The organism is Corynebacterium xerosis NBRC 16721 = ATCC 373 (assembly GCF_001552415.1).
In the GTDB taxonomy this organism is placed as follows: domain Bacteria; phylum Actinomycetota; class Actinomycetes; order Mycobacteriales; family Mycobacteriaceae; genus Corynebacterium; species Corynebacterium xerosis.
On sequence record NZ_BCRD01000001.1, the window covers coordinates 433,889 to 452,229 of the forward strand.

General features: G+C 67.3%; 15 protein-coding genes. 5 read left to right on the forward strand and 10 right to left on the reverse strand.

Annotated features, from left to right (window positions below; genetic code table 11):
• The first annotated feature begins 13 nt into the window (after window positions 1–13).
• Complete coding sequence (locus CX1_RS01990) at window positions 14–1,519, forward strand: tryptophanase (protein WP_255217624.1); 1,506 nt, start codon at window positions 14–16, stop codon at window positions 1,517–1,519.
• Window positions 1,520–1,648: 129 nt separating this feature from the next.
• Here CX1_RS01990 and CX1_RS01995 read toward each other — a convergent pair whose 3' ends face one another.
• The 4 genes from CX1_RS01995 to CX1_RS02010 form a co-directional block, all read right to left on the reverse strand.
• Entirely contained in the window at window positions 1,649–2,812 is a 1,164-nt protein-coding gene (locus tag CX1_RS01995) for an ornithine cyclodeaminase family protein (RefSeq protein WP_046649592.1), read from the reverse strand.
• 131 nt (window positions 2,813–2,943) lie between these two features.
• Entirely contained in the window at window positions 2,944–4,380 is a 1,437-nt protein-coding gene (glnA, locus tag CX1_RS02000) for a type I glutamate--ammonia ligase (protein ID WP_046649593.1), read from the reverse strand.
• 313 nt (window positions 4,381–4,693) lie between these two features.
• A complete protein-coding gene (locus CX1_RS02005; protein ID WP_082718998.1) occupies window positions 4,694–6,313 on the reverse strand; it encodes an acyl-CoA dehydrogenase family protein in 1,620 nt (539 codons plus the stop codon).
• Window positions 6,314–6,323: 10 nt separating this feature from the next.
• Entirely contained in the window at window positions 6,324–6,935 is a 612-nt protein-coding gene (locus CX1_RS02010; protein WP_046649594.1) for a TetR/AcrR family transcriptional regulator, read from the reverse strand.
• Window positions 6,936–7,021: 86 nt separating this feature from the next.
• Between CX1_RS02010 and CX1_RS02015 the strand changes: the two genes are divergently transcribed.
• Window positions 7,022–8,533 carry a class I adenylate-forming enzyme family protein gene (locus tag CX1_RS02015; RefSeq protein ID WP_046649595.1) on the forward strand — a complete coding sequence of 504 codons (1,512 nt, stop codon included), beginning with the start codon at window positions 7,022–7,024 and terminating at the stop codon, window positions 8,531–8,533.
• A 67-nt stretch (window positions 8,534–8,600) separates the two neighbouring features.
• The gene (locus CX1_RS02020; protein ID WP_052753035.1) at window positions 8,601–8,987 is read left to right on the forward strand and encodes a DUF4395 domain-containing protein; all 387 of its coding nucleotides are present in this window, start codon (window positions 8,601–8,603) and stop codon (window positions 8,985–8,987) included.
• A 28-nt stretch (window positions 8,988–9,015) separates the two neighbouring features.
• On the opposite strand, the gene CX1_RS02025 is transcribed toward CX1_RS02020, so the two are convergent.
• The 3 genes from CX1_RS02025 to glnA (CX1_RS02035) all read right to left on the reverse strand — a co-directional run bounded on the left by CX1_RS02025 (window position 9,016) and on the right by glnA (CX1_RS02035) (window position 12,875).
• The gene (locus CX1_RS02025; RefSeq protein ID WP_217994754.1) at window positions 9,016–10,290 is read right to left on the reverse strand and encodes a glycosyltransferase; all 1,275 of its coding nucleotides are present in this window, start codon (window positions 10,288–10,290) and stop codon (window positions 9,016–9,018) included.
• A gap of 115 nt (window positions 10,291–10,405) precedes the next feature.
• Window positions 10,406–11,308, reverse strand: coding sequence for a metallophosphoesterase family protein (locus CX1_RS02030; RefSeq protein ID WP_060925188.1), 903 nt, complete (start codon window positions 11,306–11,308; stop codon window positions 10,406–10,408).
• A 130-nt stretch (window positions 11,309–11,438) separates the two neighbouring features.
• On the reverse strand, window positions 11,439–12,875 hold the full coding sequence (gene glnA, locus CX1_RS02035) for a type I glutamate--ammonia ligase (protein WP_060925189.1): 1,437 nt from the start codon (window positions 12,873–12,875) through the stop codon (window positions 11,439–11,441).
• Window positions 12,876–13,067: 192 nt separating this feature from the next.
• Between glnA (CX1_RS02035) and CX1_RS02040 the strand changes: the two genes are divergently transcribed.
• The gene (locus CX1_RS02040; RefSeq protein ID WP_046650658.1) at window positions 13,068–13,817 is read left to right on the forward strand and encodes an alpha-ketoglutarate-dependent dioxygenase AlkB family protein; all 750 of its coding nucleotides are present in this window, start codon (window positions 13,068–13,070) and stop codon (window positions 13,815–13,817) included.
• A 46-nt stretch (window positions 13,818–13,863) separates the two neighbouring features.
• On the opposite strand, the gene CX1_RS02045 is transcribed toward CX1_RS02040, so the two are convergent.
• The 3 genes from CX1_RS02045 to glnA (CX1_RS02055) all read right to left on the reverse strand — a co-directional run bounded on the left by CX1_RS02045 (window position 13,864) and on the right by glnA (CX1_RS02055) (window position 17,277).
• Entirely contained in the window at window positions 13,864–14,721 is an 858-nt protein-coding gene (locus tag CX1_RS02045) for a DUF1206 domain-containing protein (protein WP_052753237.1), read from the reverse strand.
• Between the two features lie 90 nt (window positions 14,722–14,811).
• Window positions 14,812–15,696 carry a metallophosphoesterase family protein gene (locus CX1_RS02050; protein WP_082719051.1) on the reverse strand — a complete coding sequence of 295 codons (885 nt, stop codon included), beginning with the start codon at window positions 15,694–15,696 and terminating at the stop codon, window positions 14,812–14,814.
• A 144-nt stretch (window positions 15,697–15,840) separates the two neighbouring features.
• Window positions 15,841–17,277, reverse strand: coding sequence for a type I glutamate--ammonia ligase (gene glnA, locus CX1_RS02055; RefSeq protein WP_060925191.1), 1,437 nt, complete (start codon window positions 17,275–17,277; stop codon window positions 15,841–15,843).
• Between the two features lie 209 nt (window positions 17,278–17,486).
• Between glnA (CX1_RS02055) and CX1_RS02060 the strand changes: the two genes are divergently transcribed.
• Window positions 17,487–18,005, forward strand: a complete 519-nt coding sequence (locus CX1_RS02060) for an RDD family protein (protein ID WP_046649406.1) — start codon at window positions 17,487–17,489, stop codon at window positions 18,003–18,005.
• The last annotated feature ends 336 nt before the right edge of the window (window positions 18,006–18,341 follow it).

The window sequence follows — 18,341 nt, forward strand, 5'->3', positions numbered from 1 at the left end:
GCACCCGCATGGGATGATGGTTTCGGTCCCGGCCAACGTGAGTATCCGCCTATGTAAAGGAGCCCCGGACGTATCGAAGGTGAAGTTCTACCGCGGTGAGCAGCTGCCGCTCGAGATCCACAAGGTGCGAATCATTCAGAAGCTGACGCTGCTGCCGATCGAGCAGCGGCGCGAGGCGATGGAAGAGGCCGGCTTCAACACCTTCCTGCTGCAGAACGCCGACGTGTTCCTGGACATGCTCACCGACTCCGGCGTCAACGCGATGAGCCAGGATCAGCAGGCGGCGATGCTCATGGCCGACGACGCCTACGCCGGCTCCGCGACCTACACGCGCCTGTACGACAAGCTCGTCGAGATCTTCGGCATGGATTACTTCCTGCCCGCCCACCAGGGCCGCGCCGCGGAGAACATCATCAGCCAGACGATGATCCGCCCCGGCACGCTGATCCCGATGAATTACCACTTCACCACCACCAAGCAGCACATCACCGTCAACGGCGGCGAGGTCGTGGAGCTGATCCGCCCCGAGGGGCTCGAGGTCACCTCCGACCATCCGTTCAAGGGCAACTTCGACGTCGAGGCGCTGCGGGGCCTCATCGACGAGCGTGGCGCGGAGGCGATCAGCCACGTGCGCATGGAGGCCGGCACCAACCTCATCGGCGGCCAGCCGTTCTCGCTGGAGAACCTCCGCGAGGTCGCGGCCACCTGTCGCGAGCACTCGCTGCCGCTGGTCCTCGACGCGTCGCTGCTGGCCGACAACCTGCACTTCATCAAGACCCGCGAAGAGGCGTGCAAGGACATGTCCATCCGCGAGATCACCCGCGCGATGGCCGACGAGGTCGACGTCCTGTACTTCTCGGCACGCAAGCTCGGCTTCGGCCGCGGCGGAGGCATCTGCATCCGCGACGAAGAGACCTTCAAGAAGATGCGCGGCTACGTGCCCATGTTCGAGGGCTTCCTCACCTACGGCGGCATGTCCGTCCGCGAGATGGAGGCCATCACCGTCGGCCTGGACGAGACCATGGACGAGGACATGATCAACCAGGGCCCGCAGTTCATCGAGTACATGGTCGATGAGCTGGATCGCCGCAACATCCCCGTCATCACTCCGGCCGGTGGCCTGGGCGCGCACGTCGACGCGATGAGTTTCGTCGACCACGTCCCGCAGAACGAGTACCCCGCCGCCGCCCTGGCCGCCGCCCTGTACGTCGCCTCCGGCGTCCGCGGCATGGAACGCGGCACGATGGCCGAGCAGCGCGACGCCGACGGCAACGAGCCGCTGGCCGACATGGAGCTCGTGCGCCTGGCCATGCCCCGCCGCGTGTTCACCTTGTCGCAGGTCAACTACGTCATCGACCGCCTCGACTGGCTGTACCAGAACCGCCGCCTCATCGGCGGCATGGAATGGGAGGAGGAGCCGGAGATCCTGCGCTTCTTCTACGGCCGCCTGAAGACCAAGGGCAACTGGATGGGCGACCTCGTCGAGCAGTTCCGCAAGGACTTCGGCGACTCGCTGTAGGAGCGGGCGGGGCGGGGCCTCACCCGAAGGCGGAACCGCGCCGTCGGCAAGCAGTTGCTTTCCGACGGCGCGGTTCCGGCGATCCCGGGCAATGACGGCGCCCGGTGCGGCGCGGTCGGGGGTCCCGCGCTACTTCAGGACCGGGTTCTCCCACAGGTTCAGGGTGGTGCCGATGCCCTTGGCGCGCGCGTTCTCGTAGACGTCGTACGCCCAGGCGACGTCCTCGACCGGCATGCCGCCGATGGAGTAGCAGAAAATCTGCTCGTCGTTCTCGCGGCCCGGGGCGCGGCCGGCGGCGATGTCGCCGATGTTGACCAGCTTCTCCTTCGGCAGCGAACCCTCCTCGGCCATGTCCCACCAGCGGTTGCCGGGGATGCCCAGCAGGCGCTCGTAGGTGACGTCGGGGCCGTTCTCGTTGAACCACTCCTCGTACAGGCCGGTGTAGTCGACCACCAGGTTCGCCGCGTCGGAGGCGATGAAGTCGTCGTCGAAGCGGGCGGCGGCCGGGCACAGGATGAGTGCGCCGGGCTTGATCCACTCGCGCTTGAAGTACGGGAAACCGCTCGGGCCGTCCGGGGACGTCGACGTGCCGGCGATGAGGATGTCGGAATCCTCGATGGCGGCCTGCTCCGAATCGACGACCGTGACGGATTCCAGCTGCGGGTACTTGTCGCGGAAGTACTCGGCCACCCGGCTCGTGGACTCGGGGGAGCGGCCCTTGATCTTCAGGCGCTTGATGCCCGGGCGCTGGGACATGGCCGAGTCGAAGATGGTGCGGCTCATGACGCCCGGGCCGATGATGCCCACCGTCTCCGCGTTCTCGACCGCCAGGTGCTTCACCCCGACGCCCGGCACCGCGCCCGTGCGGTACGCCGACAGCAGGTTCGCCGACATGATCGCCATCGGGGCGCCGGTGATCGCGTCGTTCAGCACGAAGACGTGGACGGAGCGGGGCAGGTCATGTTTGCGGTTCTCGGCGTTGGAGCCGTACCACTTCACTCCGGCCGCGCGGAAACGGCCGCCCAGGTACGCGGGCATCGCCATGAAGCGGCGGTCCGGGCCATTGGCGGGCATGCCCTCGTGCTCCGGGTTGTCCGGGAAGTTGACCTGCGCACCGTGCGAATTCGCGGAGGCGCCCGCCATCCGGTAATCGCCGTCGGCGAGCAGAATGAGCGTCTCCTCCATGGTCTCCACGCACGCCACGGAATCGGTGACGCCGGCCTCGATCATTTCGGGCTCGGACAGGTAGAGGAAATCGATGTTGGGCATGCCGTCGTACGGGGAAGTGGGCATGAATACCTTTCGAATTGGGGGATGGGAAAATTGTCGGGAACCGGTTGTTCTGGGCGATGGTTTCCGCCCGTTGTTGCGGCCCGTTGTTGCGGGCGGTGGTTCGGCGGTGACTGGCGCCGCGGTCCGCCGCTTTAGGCGTCGTAATACATTTCGTATTCGAACGGGGTCGGGTGCAGCAGGGACGGCGCAATCTCATGTTCGCGCTTGTACGCGATGTACGCGGCCAGGGCGTCCTCGGTGAACACGTCGCCCTCGAGGAGGAACTCCTTGTCCGCCTCGAGCGCGTCCAGCGCCAGGGACAGGGACGCCGGGGTGGTCGGGATGCCCACGGCCTCCTCCGGGTCGAGCTCGTAAATGTCCTTGTCGAGGGGCTCGGAGGGTTCGGTGCGGTTCTTGATGCCGTCCAGGCCGGCCATCATGATCGCGGCGAACGCCAGGTACGGGTTCGCCGTCGGATCCGGGGCGCGGAATTCTATGCGCTTGGCCTTCGGGTTCGCGCCCGTGATGGGGATGCGGATGGCCGCGGAGCGGTTCCGCTGCGAGTACACCAGGTTCGTCGGGGCCTCGAATCCGGGGATGAGGCGGCGGTAGGAGTTCATCGTCGGGTTGGTGAACGCGATGAGCGCGCCGGCGTGTTCGAGGATGCCGCCGATGAAGTGGCGGGCCATGTCCGACAGTCCGGCGTAACCCTCCTCATCGAAGAAGAGGGGCTCCCCGTCCTTCCACAGCGACAGGTGGGCGTGCATGCCGGAGCCGGCTTCGCGGCCCAGCGGCTTCGGCATGAACGTCGCGGACTTGCCCGCCCGCCAGGCGGTGTTGCGCACGACGTACTTGAACACCTGCATGTCGTCGGCGGCGGCGAGCAGCGAGTTGAAGCGGTAGTTGATTTCCTGCTGGCCCGCGGTGGACACCTCATGGTGCAATCGCTCCAACTGGAAACCGCATCCCTCCAGTTCCAGGCTGATTTCATCGCGCAGGTCCTGGAAATGGTCGTAGGGGGCGACGGGGAAGTAGCCGCCGGTCATCCGCGTCTTGTAGCCGAGGTTCGGTGAACCGTCCGGGTTGGCGTCCTCCGCGCGGTTCCACCAGCCCTCCACGGAGTCGACGTGGAAGAAGCCGTTGTTGGATTCGGTGGAGTAGCTGACCTTGTCGAAAAGGAAGAACTCGGCTTCGGCGCCGATGTTGCAGGTGTCCGCGATGCCGGTTGACTGGAGGTACTCCTCCGCCTTGCGGGCGATGTTGCGCGGGTCCCGCGAGAAGGGCTCCAACGTGAACGGGTCGTGCACGAAGAACTTGATGTTCAGCGTCTTCGCGGCGCGGAAGGGGTCGACGTGCGCGGTCGACAAATCGGGCAGGAGCGTCATGTCGGATTCGTCGACGGTGGTGAAGCCGCGGATCGAGGACCCGTCGAACGCAAGCCCCTCCTCCATTGCGGCCTCATCGAATTCGGATGCGGGAATCGTGAAATGCTGTTCGGTTCCCGGCAAATCCGTGAAACGGATGTCGACGAATTTGACGTCTTCGTCGGAGATGAAGTCGATTATTTCGGATGGCTCCGTCAACTGCACGATTAACTTATCCTCATTTGCTTTGTGAATGATCCGCCGGTGTGCGAAACCCGCCTATCGCCCGGGGTGACGGCGGCTATCGGGGGTTGCGCTGCTCGGGTATCTGGAAAAATTGCCGGATATCACGCGCGTGTTGTTCGCGCGTATAAGCTCATCTTATTCACCGGAAGGAATGCGCTCCGGGGATCGGGCCAGGACGGGTTCAAACATATGTTCGTCCGGTGGTCTTTCTCCAGTGAGGCACCGGGTCGATAGGGGCGGCCTGCGGGGGTGATTTGTGCGGGATCCGTTGAAATGGGCGGGTCTCACACGGTCACGCGCGCTCGACGAGCGCCTTGACGTCGGTGCCTTCGGGCAGGGTGCCGTATTCGATGCCGCGGTCGCCGGACAGGCGGCCGCGGATGTAGGCGTCGGCGACGGCGTCGGGTGCGTGCTCGATGAGCGTCTGCGTCTGCATCGTCAGGGCCATGGCCTCGATGAGGCGGCGCGCGATTGCGGGTGCGCCGGCCGGGTTCTTCGCGGCCTGGCCGACGAGATCGCGGGTGCGGGCGAGCTGGGCGTCGTAAAGCTCGTGGGAGCCCGCCGAGCGCGCCATGCGCTCGTCGAAGGCGGCGAACGCCTTGGGTTCCTTCGCCATCGCGCGCAGCACGTCCAGCGCCATGACGTTGCCGGAGCCCTCCCAAATCGCCAGCACCGGCTGCTCGCGGTAGCGGCGCGCCAGGGGGAACAGCTCGGTGTAGCCGTTTCCGCCGAGGCACTCCATCCCCTCGTACGCGTGATGGGGGCCGCGCTTGCACACCCAGTACTTGCCGACGGCGGTGGCCAACCGGCGGTAGGACGCCTGGGCCGGATCGTCGTGATCCGCGGCGAGGCTCAGCGCCAGCCACGTGGCGGCCTCGGCCTCCAGGTGGAGGTCGGCGATGACGTTCGTCATGGCCGGCTGGTCGATGAGCGTCGCCCCGAAAGCCTTGCGGTGCCGGGCATGCCACGACGCCTCGGCGACGACCTGGCGCATGCCGGCGGCAGCGCCGAGGACGCAGTCCAGGCGGGTGCGGTTGACCATCTCGATGATGGTGCGCACCCCACGGCCGGGTTCGCCGACGAGATGCCCGATGGTGCCGTCGAGCTCAATCTCCGACGAGGAATTCGACTTGTTGCCCAGCTTGTTCTTCAGCCGCTGCACGTAGAACGGGTTGCGTTCGCCGCCCGGGAGGATGCGCGGCACGAGGAAACAGCTCAGTCCCTCCTCCAGCTGGGCGAGCACGAGGAAAGCATCGGACTGCGGGGCCGAGCAGAACCACTTGTGGCCCCGCAGCGTGTACGTGCCGTCCGCGTTCGGCGTCGCCGTGGTCGTGTTCGCGCGGACGTCCGAGCCACCCTGTTTCTCCGTCATGGCCATGCCGAAGATGACTCCCTGCTTCGTGGCGGGGTCGCGCAGCTCGGGGTCGTAGTCGGTGGACAGGAGCTTCGGCTCCCACTCGTCGGCGATGCCGGGGGAGTAGCGCAGCGCCGGAACCACCGCGTGCGTCATGGAGATGGGGCACCCGTGGCCGGCCTCGATCTGGCTGGCGAGCATGAACCCCGCCGCCCGCTCCACGTTCGCGCCCGGGCCGGGGGATGCCCACGCCGACGTATGCAGCCCCCACTCGACCGACTGGCCCATGATGCGGTGGTAGGAGGGGTGGAACTCGACGTCGTCGACGCGGTTCCCCCAGCGGTCGTGGGAGTGGTGGACGGGCGTGATCGTGTTCGCGATTTCCGCGTCCCGCTGGTAGCCCGCCGTGCCGACGACGCGGCCGATCTCCTCGAGCTTCGCGGTGTCGGCGGCGGGGGCGAACTTCGCCACCGACTCGACGAGCGCCGTGTTCGCGGTGAACTCGTTGACGTCGACGCGCGGCGCCGCCTGGTTGAGGACGGTATGGGTGGGGCTCACGCTGATACTCCTACTGCTCGGATGCAACTGCTCGGATGCAAAAAGTGACGATGTTGGCGATGAGTGTTTCTGGGTCCGCCTCGGATGGCTCGGGGGACAGGCGGCCCATGAGGGCCTCGGCGATGGCGCCGGTGATGGCGCGGGCCGAAACCTCGGGATCTTGGGCGGGCAGGGTCCCGTCGCCGATGCCCTGCTCGAGGATTTCGACGATGAGCCCGTGGTACCGGCGGCGGAACTTCAGGCGCTCGGCCTCGACGAGCGGGTTCACCGGCTCGAACAGAAGTGACTCCGCCGTCTGCGGGGCATGCAGGGCGCGCCGGGCGAAGGTCTCCACCAGGGCGGTGAGGCGCTGCCGGGCCGCGGGTTCCGCGGCGCGGACGGTCTGGTCGACCACGGCGAACTCATGGGAGGCGAGCTCCCGGAACAGCTCCGCGAGCAGCTCGTCCCGGCTGCCGAAGTAGGAGTACACCGAGCCCGTCGAAATGCCCGCCCCGTCGGCGGTCCTGCGCACGGTCGCCGCCGCGAAACCGCCCGTGGACAGGAGTCCGTGCGCGACGTCGATGATGCGCCTGCGCTTGGCGACGCCCTTGCGCCGCGTCTCTTCCGTCGGTTTGTAGGCCATCCCCGGAAAACCTTTCGCTCAAGAATTGAACTGTGGTTCAATGTGACCCACGCTACATTGCGCAACCACTTGGAGGGAAGAAATCCATGAATCTCGTCGATGTCCTGGACGCGACCGTTCGTCGCCGACCGCACCACACCGCACTCAAGTGGGGCGACCGGGAAATGACGTTCCGCGAACTGCGCGACGCCGCCGACCGGGCGGCCACCGTGTTCGAGTCGAAGAACGTCCTGCCCGGTGACCGCGTGCTGGTCATGACGTACAACGACCCCGGTTTCGTGGTCGCCATGTACGGCCTGTGGCGGATGGGCGCCGTCCTCGTCCCGGTGAACCACAAGCTCACCGGGCCGGAACTCGAGCACATCGCCGGCCATTCGGGCGCCGTCCTCGGCATCGCGTCGGAGGAGCTCGTGGAGGCCGCGCGGGAGGGCGCGCCGGGCTTCGAGTGGATGACCACCAGCTGGGAGGGCGGCACCTTCGACCGGGCGGTCGACGACGCCGAACCGTTCTCGGGCCCGCTCGCGGAGGACACCGAGTACGCGCAGATCCTCTACACCTCGGGCACGACCAGCGCCCCGAAGGGTTGCGTCCACACGCACCGGGGCGTCAGTTCCATCGCCCCGAACGTCACGGCCAACATCCACTTCACCGGCGACGACCGCTTCCTCATGGCCATGCCCATCTGGCACGCGTCCCCGCTGAACAACTGGCTGCTGACGATGATGTTCGTCGGCGCGACCGTCGTGCTCATGCGCGACTACGACCCGGCCGAGTTCTTCCCCCTGATGGAGCGCGAGAAGATCACCTCGGTGTTCGGTGCGCCGATCGCCTTCATCGGCCCGGTCCAGATGGCGAAGGCCGAGGGTGAGTCTCCGAAGGACTACGACCTCAGTGCCGCCGACAAGCTGATCTACGGTGCGGCACCGCTGGGCGAGGACATGGCCCGCATGCTCATCGACGCCTATGGCACGCAGAACTTCTACCAGGTTTACGGAATGACGGAGACCGGCCCGGCCGGCGCGGTCCTCAAGCCCGCGGACCAGGTCCGCAAGGCCGGTTCCATCGGCAAGGGCGGCATGCTCGGCGTTGATTTGAAGGTCATCGACGACCATGGCCATGACGTCGAGGCCGGCGGCGAGGGAGAGATTTGGATGCGCACCGACAGCGTCATGGAGGTGTACATGTCCAACCCGCGCGATACCGCCGAGGCGTTCATCGACGGCTGGTACCGCACCGGCGACATCGGCCGCGTGGACGAGGACGGGTACGTCTACGTCATCGACCGCAAGAAGGACATCATCATCACGGGCGGCGAGAACGTGTACTCCAACGAGGTGGAGGAGGCGATCCGCGGCATCGAGCGGGTGCGCGACGTCGCCGTCGTCGGCCGTTCCCATCCGGAGTGGGGTGAAACGGTCGTCGCCGTGGTGGTGACGTCCGACGGGCAGCATCTCGGCGTCGATGAGCTGCGCAGCCACCTGTCCGAGAAGCTCGCGAAGTACAAGATCCCGCGCGAAGTCATCATCGCGAAGGGTCTGCCCCGCAATCCCTCGGGCAAGATCATGAAGCACAAGATCCGCGCGGAGGTCAACGCCTAGCGTCCGCCGGCAGGCCGCGCTTGCCGACGGGGCCGCCGCCGGGTCGGGGAGGGCGGGCGCGGGCGGCGTGGCCGTCGCGTTGGCCGCCGTGCTCTTCATCGGTTTCGTGCTGCGGGTCATCTCGGGGCCGAAGTTGTCGCCGTTCGGGCGCCTGTCGGTGCATTTCCTGGCGCCGCTGTTCGGTGAGCCGCGGCTGACGTCCGCCGCCCCGAAGCGGTTCGCCCAGGGCATCGGCGTGGTGTTCGCGGCCGCGGCGCTGACGGCGCTGGTCGCGGGCGCGCCGTTCGTGGCGGTCGGCATCCTCGCCGTGTTCCTGGTCGCCGTGGGCCTCGAGGCCTTCGCCGGCTTCTGCCTCGGCTGCTGGCTTTACGCGCAGCTGCAGCGCGGGGGCGTCATCGCCGACGACTCCTGCGCCGATTGCGCGGACATCTGGTCCCGCACCCCGGCTCGGTAGTCACTGCACCCGCACCCGCGCTCGGTAGTCACCGGACCCGCACCCGCACCGCATCGCGCCGGCGGAGGATGCCGCGGCACCGGGTCATCGCATCGGCCCGCGCCCGCCCGTACGCGGCCAGCACCTCGGCGACGAACCGGTCGCGGCCCAGCGCGCCCGCGCTCCTGCGCGCCGCGATGGATCGCGAGCGCCGCAGGTCGGCGTCGGAAAGCAAGGCGGTCATCGCCGCAACGAAGTCGTCGGCGCCGGTGTATCGGTGCCCGTTGATCCCGTCGACGACGACGCCCGCGAACGCCTCATCGGCGGGGCACACCACCGGCACGCCCGACGCCAGCGACTCCAGGCAGGTCAGGCCCTGCGTCTCGCTGCGCGACGACGTCAGGAACACGTCGCCCAGCCCGTAATACCGGGGCACCTCGTCGGCGGGCACCGCGCCGGTCATGTGCACGCGGTCGCCGACACCGAGCTTGCCGACGTGGTCGCGGACGTTCCCGGCATCCGGGCCATCGCCCACGATGAGCCACTGCCACGGGACGTCCAGCCGCGCCAGCAACGCCAGCGACTCGCGGAGGTTTTTCTCCGCGGCGATGCGGCCGACGGTCAGGACCGTCGGGACGCCGGGGGAGAGGCCGACGGCGGCCGCGAGATCCCGGGAGGCGGAGCCGGACGTCGAATTGGGCGCGGGGCCGGCGGCGTCGGCAAGCACATCGGGGCGGAAACGCCCCAGGTCCACGCCCGTGCCGATGACGTCGACCGGGCACCCCACCCCATAGTCCCGCAGCACCGACGCCACCTTGCCCGTCGGCGCGATGATGCGGTCGGGGCGGTTCATCACGTGCCGCGTGCACGACCGCACCAGCGCCCGTCCGATGCGCTCGCTCGGGCAGAAATAGTGCGTGTAGTCGGCGTACAGCGTGTGGTACGTGTGCACGAGCGCGGCGCCGGTGCTCCGCGCGATGGCCCGCGCCCACAGGAACGCCGAAAACTCCGTGTGGCTGTGCACCACGTCCGGCGCCCACTCCGCGACGAGCCGCAGGACGCGCCGCCCGATCATCTGGCCAATCCGCGCGTGCGGGTACACCGCACCCGCGCTCACCGACGGCAACCGGTACACGTGGCCATCGAAGGACGTGCCGAGCCCCTCCCCGAACGTGAGCACCCGAACGTCGTGGCCCGCGTCGCGGAGGCCGTCCGCGAGGTCGACAATCGACCTGACCACGCCATTCACCGTCGGCGCGTAGCAGTCGGTGAGCATCAGGATGCGGCTTTTCGACCAGCCGGATCCGGCGGCGGCAATATGCATGCACCGATTGTGGGCCACCCGCGCCGCCCTGTCCTCGTGAGCGATCTTCACCGGAGCCGCAGGTGGGGGAGGGACTTCTCCCCGGGTGGAACGGGCACGGGACGCTTGCCGACGGTCAGTCCCGGATGTCGAAGTCCTCGATGGGCTTCGGCCCCGAGATCACGCGCCGCGTCACCTGCAGGATTCCGTCCTCGTTGGGGTCGACGCGCCACCGGACCAGCGCCACGGTGCCGCCGACGATTTCCAGCGCCGTGATGTGCGACGGGTAGACGCAACTGCCGGCGTTGAAGTACGGCAAGTCACCGTCGCGCGGGAACTTCTCCCAGTGCGTGTGGCCGCAGATAAGCGCCACCCGGTTCTTTCGGATCCACTTGACGTAGTTGCGCTCCACCTTGTGCCGCTTGTACGAGTTCGCGACGGGGCTCGTCGGGCTGTGGAAGCCGAGCCTGTGCATGTACTTCCAGAAAACCCGCAACCAGAAGCGGTTGAAGCGCCACGCCTGGTCATTCGGCAGGTCCCCCTGGTGGCCGTGGACGAGCAGGAGCTCCTGGCCGGTGCCACCCCGGCGGAACAGCACCGCCTCGACCGGCACGAGCCCATCGAAGAACTCCCTGTCCTCGCCGGTGCCGGGATGCTCGGTGCGCCACAGATGCTCGCGCACGAACCCCGGATTCTGGAGCATGACGTCGTGGTTGCCCCACATCCGGATCAGCCGGCCGGCGCGGTGGAACTTGAGATGGCGTTCCCACACGGCCCGGTTGGCGCGGATGATGTGCTTGTAGTCGTACTCCCACAACTCGTCACCGTCGCCGGCCTCGACGTAGGTGAAGCCCTCATTCCAGTAGTGGTCGAGCGCGGCGGTGTAGGAGTTCTTGTTCTTCAGGAATTCGTCCGACTTCGACCCGTCCCCGCGATGGCAATCGCTCATGATGACGTACCGCGTCCCGTCATCGATGGGCTTGATGCGAGCACCTCGGTACGCCTCCGTGAGGCGCTGCATGGTCTTCAACGGGATCACTCCAAAAAGAAATCTGCTCTCCCAACCGAGCATAGAGCCGACCGGAGATGGCTTCACCGCAAAAGCTTCACGACGACGCCCCGCCCGGCCGGATGGCCGAAGCGGGGCGTCGGAAAGCGACTGGCGGCGCCTAGCAGTCGTAGTACATCTCGAACTCCTGCGGCGTGGGGCGCAGGCGGACGGGCTCGATTTCGTTTTCGTACTTGTAGGCGATGTACGTCTCGATGAGGTCCTCGGTGAACACGTCGCCCTCGAGGAGGAACTCGTGGTCGTTGCGCAGCGCCTCCAGCGCGGCCTCCAGGGAGGTCGGCGCCTGCGGGATGTCGGCGGCCTCCTCCGGGGGAAGCTCGTAGAGGTCCTTGTCCACGGGGGCATGGGGCTCGATGCGGTTCTTGATGCCGTCCAGGCCGGCCATCATCATCGCCGAGAACGCCAGGTAGGGGTTGCCCGACGGGTCCGGGGCGCGGAACTCGATGCGCTTGGCCTTCGGGTTGGAGCCGGTGATCGGGATGCGGACCGCAGCGGAGCGGTTGCGCTGCGAGTACACCAGGTTGATCGGGGCCTCGAAGCCCTTGACCAGGCGGTGGTACGAGTTCAGGGTCGGATTGGTGAAGGCGAGCACCGCGCCGGCGTGCTTGAGGATGCCGCCGATGTAGAACCGGGCGATGTCGGACAGGCCCGCGTAGCCGGCCTCGTCGTGGAACAGCGGCTTGCCGTCCTTCCACAGCGACTGGTGGCAGTGCATGCCGGAGCCGTTGTCGCCGGACAGCGGCTTGGGCATGAAGGTCACGGACTTGTTGTTGCGCCAGGCCGTGGACTTGATGATGTACTTGAAGCTCTGGATGTCGTCGGCGGCGTGGAGCAGCGTGTTGAACTTGTAGTTGATCTCCTGCTGGCCGCCGGTGCCGACCTCATGGTGGGCGCGCTCCAGGTCGAAGCCGGCCTGCTCCAGGTTGAGGCACATTTCGTCGCGCAGGTCCTGGTAGTGGTCGTACGGTGCGACGGGGAAGTAGCCGCCCTTCATGCGGGTCTTGTAGCCCAGGTTCGGCGTCCCGTCGGGGTTGTTCTCCTTGCCGCGGTTCCACCAGCCCTCGACGGAGTCGACCTCGTAGAAGCCGGCGTTCATCTCGGTGGAGTAGCGGACCTTGTCGAAGATGTAGAACTCCGCCTCGGCTCCGAAGAAGCAGGTGTCGGCGATGCCGGTGGACTGCAGGTACTCCTCGGCCTTGCGGGCGATGTTGCGGGGGTCGCGGGAGAACGGCTCGAGGGTGAAGGGGTCGTTGACGAAGAACTTGATGTTCAGCGTCTTGGCCTTGCGGAAGGGATCGAGGGTCGCGGTCGCCAGGTCGGGCAGCAGCGCCATGTCGGACTCGTCGATGGTGGTGAACCCTCGGACGGACGAACCGTCGAAGGCCAGGCCCTCGGCAGCGGCATCCTCGTCGAAGGCCGACGCCGGGATGGTGAAGTGCTGCTCGATGCCGGGGACATCGGTGAAGCGGACGTCGATGAACTCGACGCCTTCGTCCTCGATGTACTTGATGACCTGGTCGGGGGAGGTGAAGCCCACGGTGACTCCTCGATTGGACTGTCGGGGAATGTGCGGGCGAGGCGCCGGGACGTCCCGGCCCTCGCTATCTGACGAAAACGAAATTATGGGACCGAGGTTTCGCATCCCGTTCCTGCGTGTTTCGCGCATGTAACACCTGTTGTGAGCTGCGCCACTGTCATAACCGTGGTGTTTCGGGCCTACGATCGGACCATGCCCACGCTTTTCGACGCCCACCCGGATCCCCGACCCGACGCGGTCATCGCGCCGGGCGCGGTGTGGCTGCCGGGGTTCCTGGATCTGCGGCAGCAGGCGTGGCTGGCCGATCGTTTCCGCGAGTGGGCCGCCGGCCCCGTGCCCGCCCGCGCCGCCGCCATCCACGGCAAACCGATGAGCGTGCGCACCGTGTGCCTGGGCTGGCATTGGCGGCCGTACGAGTACACGCGCACCGCGATCGACGTCAACGGCAACCCCGTCCTGCCGTTTCCCGACTGGATGGTGCGCCTGGGCCGCTCGGCCGTCGAGGCGGCGGCGACGGTGGAGGAGACCGCGGCGGGCTCCACGCTGCTTCGCGGGACCGCGGCGGACGGTGGGGGCGCGGGGCCGTCGTCAAGCGGAATCCCCGGGCCCACGCAGAGCTACACCCCGGATGCCGCGCTGGCCAACTGGTACGACGCCGACGCGCGGATGGGCATGCACCAGGACCGCGACGAGGTCAGCCGCGCGCCCGTGGTGAGCCTGTCCATCGGCGACGCGTGCACGTTCCGCTTCGGCAACTCCGACAACCGCAATCGCCCGTACCGGGACGTGGTGCTCGAGTCCGGTGACGCGTTCGTATTCGGCGGCGCGTCGCGCCTGGCGTACCACGGGGTCACGGCCGTGCACGCGGGTACGGCGCCCGCCGGCTGCGGGCTGGGGGCGGGGCGCATCAACATCACGCTGCGCGAGACTGGCCTGGGGTAGGGCGCTTTACGACGCCCACGTGGCGCGGAAAGGCGCGGGAGCGGCGTCAGCGGCGCACGTACCGTGCGCGGGCGATGCTGTACAGGCCGTAGAGGGCCACGCCGACGCCGACGACGATGAGCATGACCGAGCCCGCGGGCTGCTGGCCCAGTGTGCGCAGCGCGGAGTCGAGGCCGGCGGCCTTTTCGGGATCATTGGTGATGGCCGCCATGGCGATGAGCACGCCCAGGATACCGAACGCGATGCCGCGGGCGATGTAGCCGACGACGCCCGCGGTGACGATGGCCGACCCGACGTGGCCGGATTCGGCGCCGGCCTCGAGGTCCTCCTTGAAGCCCCGGCTGGCGCCCTTCCAAATGCTGTACAAGCCGACGCCGAGGACCACCACGCCGGCGGCGACGACGAGCGCCACGCCCATCGGCTGTTCCAGGACCTTCGCCGTGACGTCCGTGGCCGTCTCACCGTCGGAGGAGGAACCGCCGCGGGCGAACGTCGACGTGGTGACGGCCAGCGACGTGTAGACCAGCGCCAGGACCAGGCTCTTCGCCTTGTCCTTGGCTTCCTCCTCGACGAAGATGCCGATCAGCCGCCACAGGGCGAGTCCGGCCAGGCCCGCCACCGCGACCCACAGCAGGATTTTGCCGCCCGGGGCCTGGGCGATCTCGGCCAGCGCGCCGGAGTTCGACGCCTCCTCGCCGCCGCTGTCGCCGGTGGCGATGCGGATGGCGAACCAGCCGATGATCAGGTGCAGCAGACCCGTGACCACGTAGCCGGCGCGCGCCAGCATGGTCAGCGCCGGATGATCGGCGGTCTTGTTCGCCCCGTGGTCGATTTTCCGCTTCGCCTGCCGGCCGTGGGACTTCGCCTGTCGGCCGAGGGATGCGCCCGTGCTTTTCGCGTTCATGAACGCCATTATCCCATTGCGGGAAACAAAAAGACACGTGCCCCGCGGGTCGTCGCCAAGCCGTGACAAACGGCCGATTTCGGGCCGGGGTCAGTTCCGGATGTCGAAGTCCGCGATGGGCGCCGGGCCGGAGATCACGCGCCGCGTGACCTGCAGGATGCCGTCGTCGTTCGGGTCGACGCGCCACCGCACCAGCGCCACGGTGCCGCCGACGATCTCCAGCGCGGTGATGTGCGACGGGTAGACGCAACTGCCGGCGTTGAAATACGGCATGTCACCGTCGCCCGGGAACTTCTCCCAGTGGGTGTGGCCGCAGATGAGTGCCTTGCGGTTCTTGCGGATCCACTTGACGTAATTGCGCTCCACCTTGTGCCGCTTGTACGAGTTGGCGACGGGGCTCGTCGGGCTGTTGAACCCGAGCCGGTGCATGTACTTCCAGAAAAACCGCACCATCAGGCGATTGAAACGCCAAATCTGATCGTTCGGCAGGTCACCCTGGTGGCCGTGGACCAGAAGGATCTCCTGGCCGGTGTCGTCCCGGCGGAACACCACGGCCTCGACGGGCACGAGTCCGGCGAAGAACGGCCCGGCCACGCCGGTGCCGGGATGCTCCGTGTTCCAGAGGTGCTCGCGCACGAAGCCGGAATCCTGCAGAACGACGTCGTGGTTGCCCCACATCCGGATCAGCCGGCCGGCGCGGTGGAACTTCAGCTGACGCTCCCACACGGCGCGATTGGCGCGGATGATGTGCTTGTAGTCGTATTCCCAGAGTTCATCGCCGTCGCCGGCTTCGACGTAGGTGAATCCCTCGTTCCAGTAATGGTCGAGGGCGGCGGTGTAGGAGTTCTTGTTCTTCAGGAATTCGTCCGCCTTCGACCCGTCGCCGCGGTGGCAGTCGCTCATGATGACGTACCGCGACTCGTCGTCGATGTTCTCGACGCGGGCGCCCCGGTACGCCTCGCTGAGGCGTTGCATGGTCTTCAACGGAAATCACCCCATCAAAATAGGCTTTCGGCATCGAGCATAGATCCGACTGGAGGCGGCTTCACGACGAAAACCGCCCCGCCCGGCCAGAAGGCCGAAACGGGGCGGTGATCGTCGAAAAGCCGGGAGCGGAACCTAGCAGTCGTAGTACATCTCGAACTCCTGCGGCGTCGGACGCAGGCGGACGGGCTCGATCTCGGTGGTGTACTTGTAATCGATGTACGTCTGGATCAGGTCCTCGGTGAACACGTCGCCCTCGAGCAGGAACTCGTGGTCGTCGCGCAGGGCCTGCAGGGACGCCTCCAGCGAGGTCGGCGCCTGCGGGATGTCGGCGGCCTCCTCCGGCGGCAGCTCGTAGAGGTCCTTGTCCACCGGGGCGTGCGGCTCGATGCGGTTCTTGATGCCGTCCAGGCCGGCCATCATCATCGCGGCGAAGCCCAGGTACGGGTTGCCCGACGGGTCCGGGGCGCGGAACTCGACGCGCTTGGCCTTCGGGTTCGAGCCGGTGATCGGGATGCGCACGGCCGCCGAACGGTTGCGCTGCGAGTACACCAGGTTGATCGGCGCCTCGAAGCCCTTGACCAGGCGGTGGTACGAGTTCAGCGTCGGGTTGGTGAACGCCAGCACCGCGCCGGCGTGCTCCAGGATGCCGCCGATGAAGTAGCGCGCCATGTCGGACAGGCCGCCGTAGCCGGACTCGTCGAAGAACAGCGGCTTGCCGTCCTTCCACAGCGACATGTGGGCGTGCATGCCCGAGCCGTTGTCGTCCGCCAGCGGCTTGGGCATGAAGGTCACGGACTTGCCGTTGCGCCACGCGACGTTCTTGATGATGTACTTGAAGCTCTGCAGGTCATCGGCCGCATGCAGCATGGAGTTGAACTTGTAGTTGATCTCCTGCTGGCCGCCGGTGCCGACCTCGTGGTGCTGGCGCTCCAGCTCGAAGCCCGCGTCCGCCAGGTGCTTGCACATCTCGTCGCGCAGATCCTGGTAGTGGTCGTACGGCGCGACGGGGAAGTAGCCGCCCTTCATGCGGGTCTTGTAGCCCAGGTTCGGGGAGCCGTCCGGGTTCTCGTCCTTGCCGCGGTTCCACCAGCCCTCGACGGAGTCGACCTCGTAGTAGCCGGCGTGGGCGTCGGTGCGGAACTTCACGGAATCGAAGATGTAGAACTCCGCCTCCGCGCCGAAGAAGCACGTGTCCGCGATGCCGGTGGACTGCAGGTACTCCTCGGCCTTGCGCGCGATGTTGCGCGGATCACGGGAGAACGGCTCCAGCGTGAACGGGTCATGGACGAAGAACTTGATGTTCAGCGTCTTGGCCTTGCGGAACGGGTCGATCTTCGCGGTGCCCAGGTCCGGCAGGAGGGTCATGTCGGACTCGTCGATGGTGGTGAAACCGCGGATCGACGAACCGTCGAACGCCAGTCCCTCGGCGGCGGCGTCCTCGTCGAAGGCCGAAGCCGGGATGGTGAAGTGCTGCTCGGTTCCCGGGACGTCGGTGAAGCGGACGTCGACGAACTCGATGCCCTCCTCCTCGATGTACTTGACGACCTCGGCGGGGGAGGTGAAGCTCATGTGCGACTCCTTACGTGGCGAATGTCGTAATCCACTTTAACGAAATTCCCCCGCGCCGTTTACGCCCCGCCCACGTAACGCGCGCCACACGGGCCGTTTCGGGCCGGGTCGCGATGCGGGGAGGGGTTTCGCGGTGGCCCGGCTTTTTTGCTTGACGACGAATCGGCCGACGCTCGTCGCAAAGCAAAGGGCCGCTACACTGTGGCCCCATGGCCGACAAGAGCAATTGGCTCGAAGGACCCCAGGTCCCCGGGCAATTCGACGACCCCGACAACCTTTCCTCGTACCCCGGGCAGAACCTCGGGCTGAACCAATCGGGGGAGGGGTCACAGGCGTCGCTGCTGCGGCGCGTGGGCGGCATCCTGATCGACTGGGTGGTGAGCATGTTCCTCACCGCCGCCGTCTACCCGTTCGCGGGCCCCAGCGATGAGCAGCTCGAGCAGTTCGGCGACCCGTTCATCGCGTGGCAGTCGTTCACCGCGACCTGGACCCTGCTGATCTTCCTGGTCGTGGGCACGGTGTCGGTGTGGTTGTTCGGCCGCACCCCGGGCCAGGCGATGCTGGGCATGGGCGTCGCCCGCGTCGACGTCCCCGGCACCCGCGTCGGTCTGTGGCGCTCGTTCCTGCGTTCCTTCCTGACCCTGCTGCTTCTGCCGCCGGCGATCCAGGATTCGGACCTGCGCGGCATGCACGACCGCGCCACCGGCACCGCCGTCGTCCGCGGTTAGCGGAAACCGGTCCCACGGAAGCGGGCCCAGGATTCGGGCTCCAGGATCCGGGCGTCCTCTCGTGGGGCCTCCCGCCGTGGGGGCCTCTGAATGGGCACCGGCCCGGTGACAACGGAAAACCGCCGTCGCACCCCTTTCCAGGGGCGACGGCGGTTTCGTTTTGCCGTGATCCGTAAACCGGGGCGGTCGGCGGGCCCCTGGGGTGCGGCCCTCACGTGATCTCCGGCGGCCGGGGCGTGCAACCGGGGTGCAGATGAGGCGAAGCCCACGTTCCGGCCACCCCGCATGAGGGGAGCCCCGGGGATTGCTGCGGGAACACGGGCGCCGTTGGATCAA

What these genes read in the sequence shown, in the direction of transcription:
- CX1_RS02025 (WP_217994754.1), bottom strand. Translation starts at nt 10,290, where the DNA reads ATGCATATTGCCGCCGCCGGATCCGGCTGGTCGAAAAGCCGCATCCTG.
- CX1_RS01995 (WP_046649592.1), bottom strand. Translation starts at nt 2,812, where the DNA reads ATGCCCACTTCCCCGTACGACGGCATGCCCAACATCGATTTCCTCTAC.
- CX1_RS02015 (WP_046649595.1), top strand. Translation starts at nt 7,022, where the DNA reads ATGAATCTCGTCGATGTCCTGGACGCGACCGTTCGTCGCCGACCGCAC.
- CX1_RS01990 (WP_255217624.1), top strand. Translation starts at nt 14, where the DNA reads ATGATGGTTTCGGTCCCGGCCAACGTGAGTATCCGCCTATGTAAAGGA.
- glnA (WP_060925191.1), bottom strand. Translation starts at nt 17,277, where the DNA reads ATGAGCTTCACCTCCCCCGCCGAGGTCGTCAAGTACATCGAGGAGGAG.
- CX1_RS02045 (WP_052753237.1), bottom strand. Translation starts at nt 14,721, where the DNA reads ATGAACGCGAAAAGCACGGGCGCATCCCTCGGCCGACAGGCGAAGTCC.
- CX1_RS02060 (WP_046649406.1), top strand. Translation starts at nt 17,487, where the DNA reads ATGGCCGACAAGAGCAATTGGCTCGAAGGACCCCAGGTCCCCGGGCAA.
- CX1_RS02050 (WP_082719051.1), bottom strand. Translation starts at nt 15,696, where the DNA reads ATGCAACGCCTCAGCGAGGCGTACCGGGGCGCCCGCGTCGAGAACATC.
- CX1_RS02040 (WP_046650658.1), top strand. Translation starts at nt 13,068, where the DNA reads ATGCCCACGCTTTTCGACGCCCACCCGGATCCCCGACCCGACGCGGTC.
- CX1_RS02010 (WP_046649594.1), bottom strand. Translation starts at nt 6,935, where the DNA reads ATGGCCTACAAACCGACGGAAGAGACGCGGCGCAAGGGCGTCGCCAAG.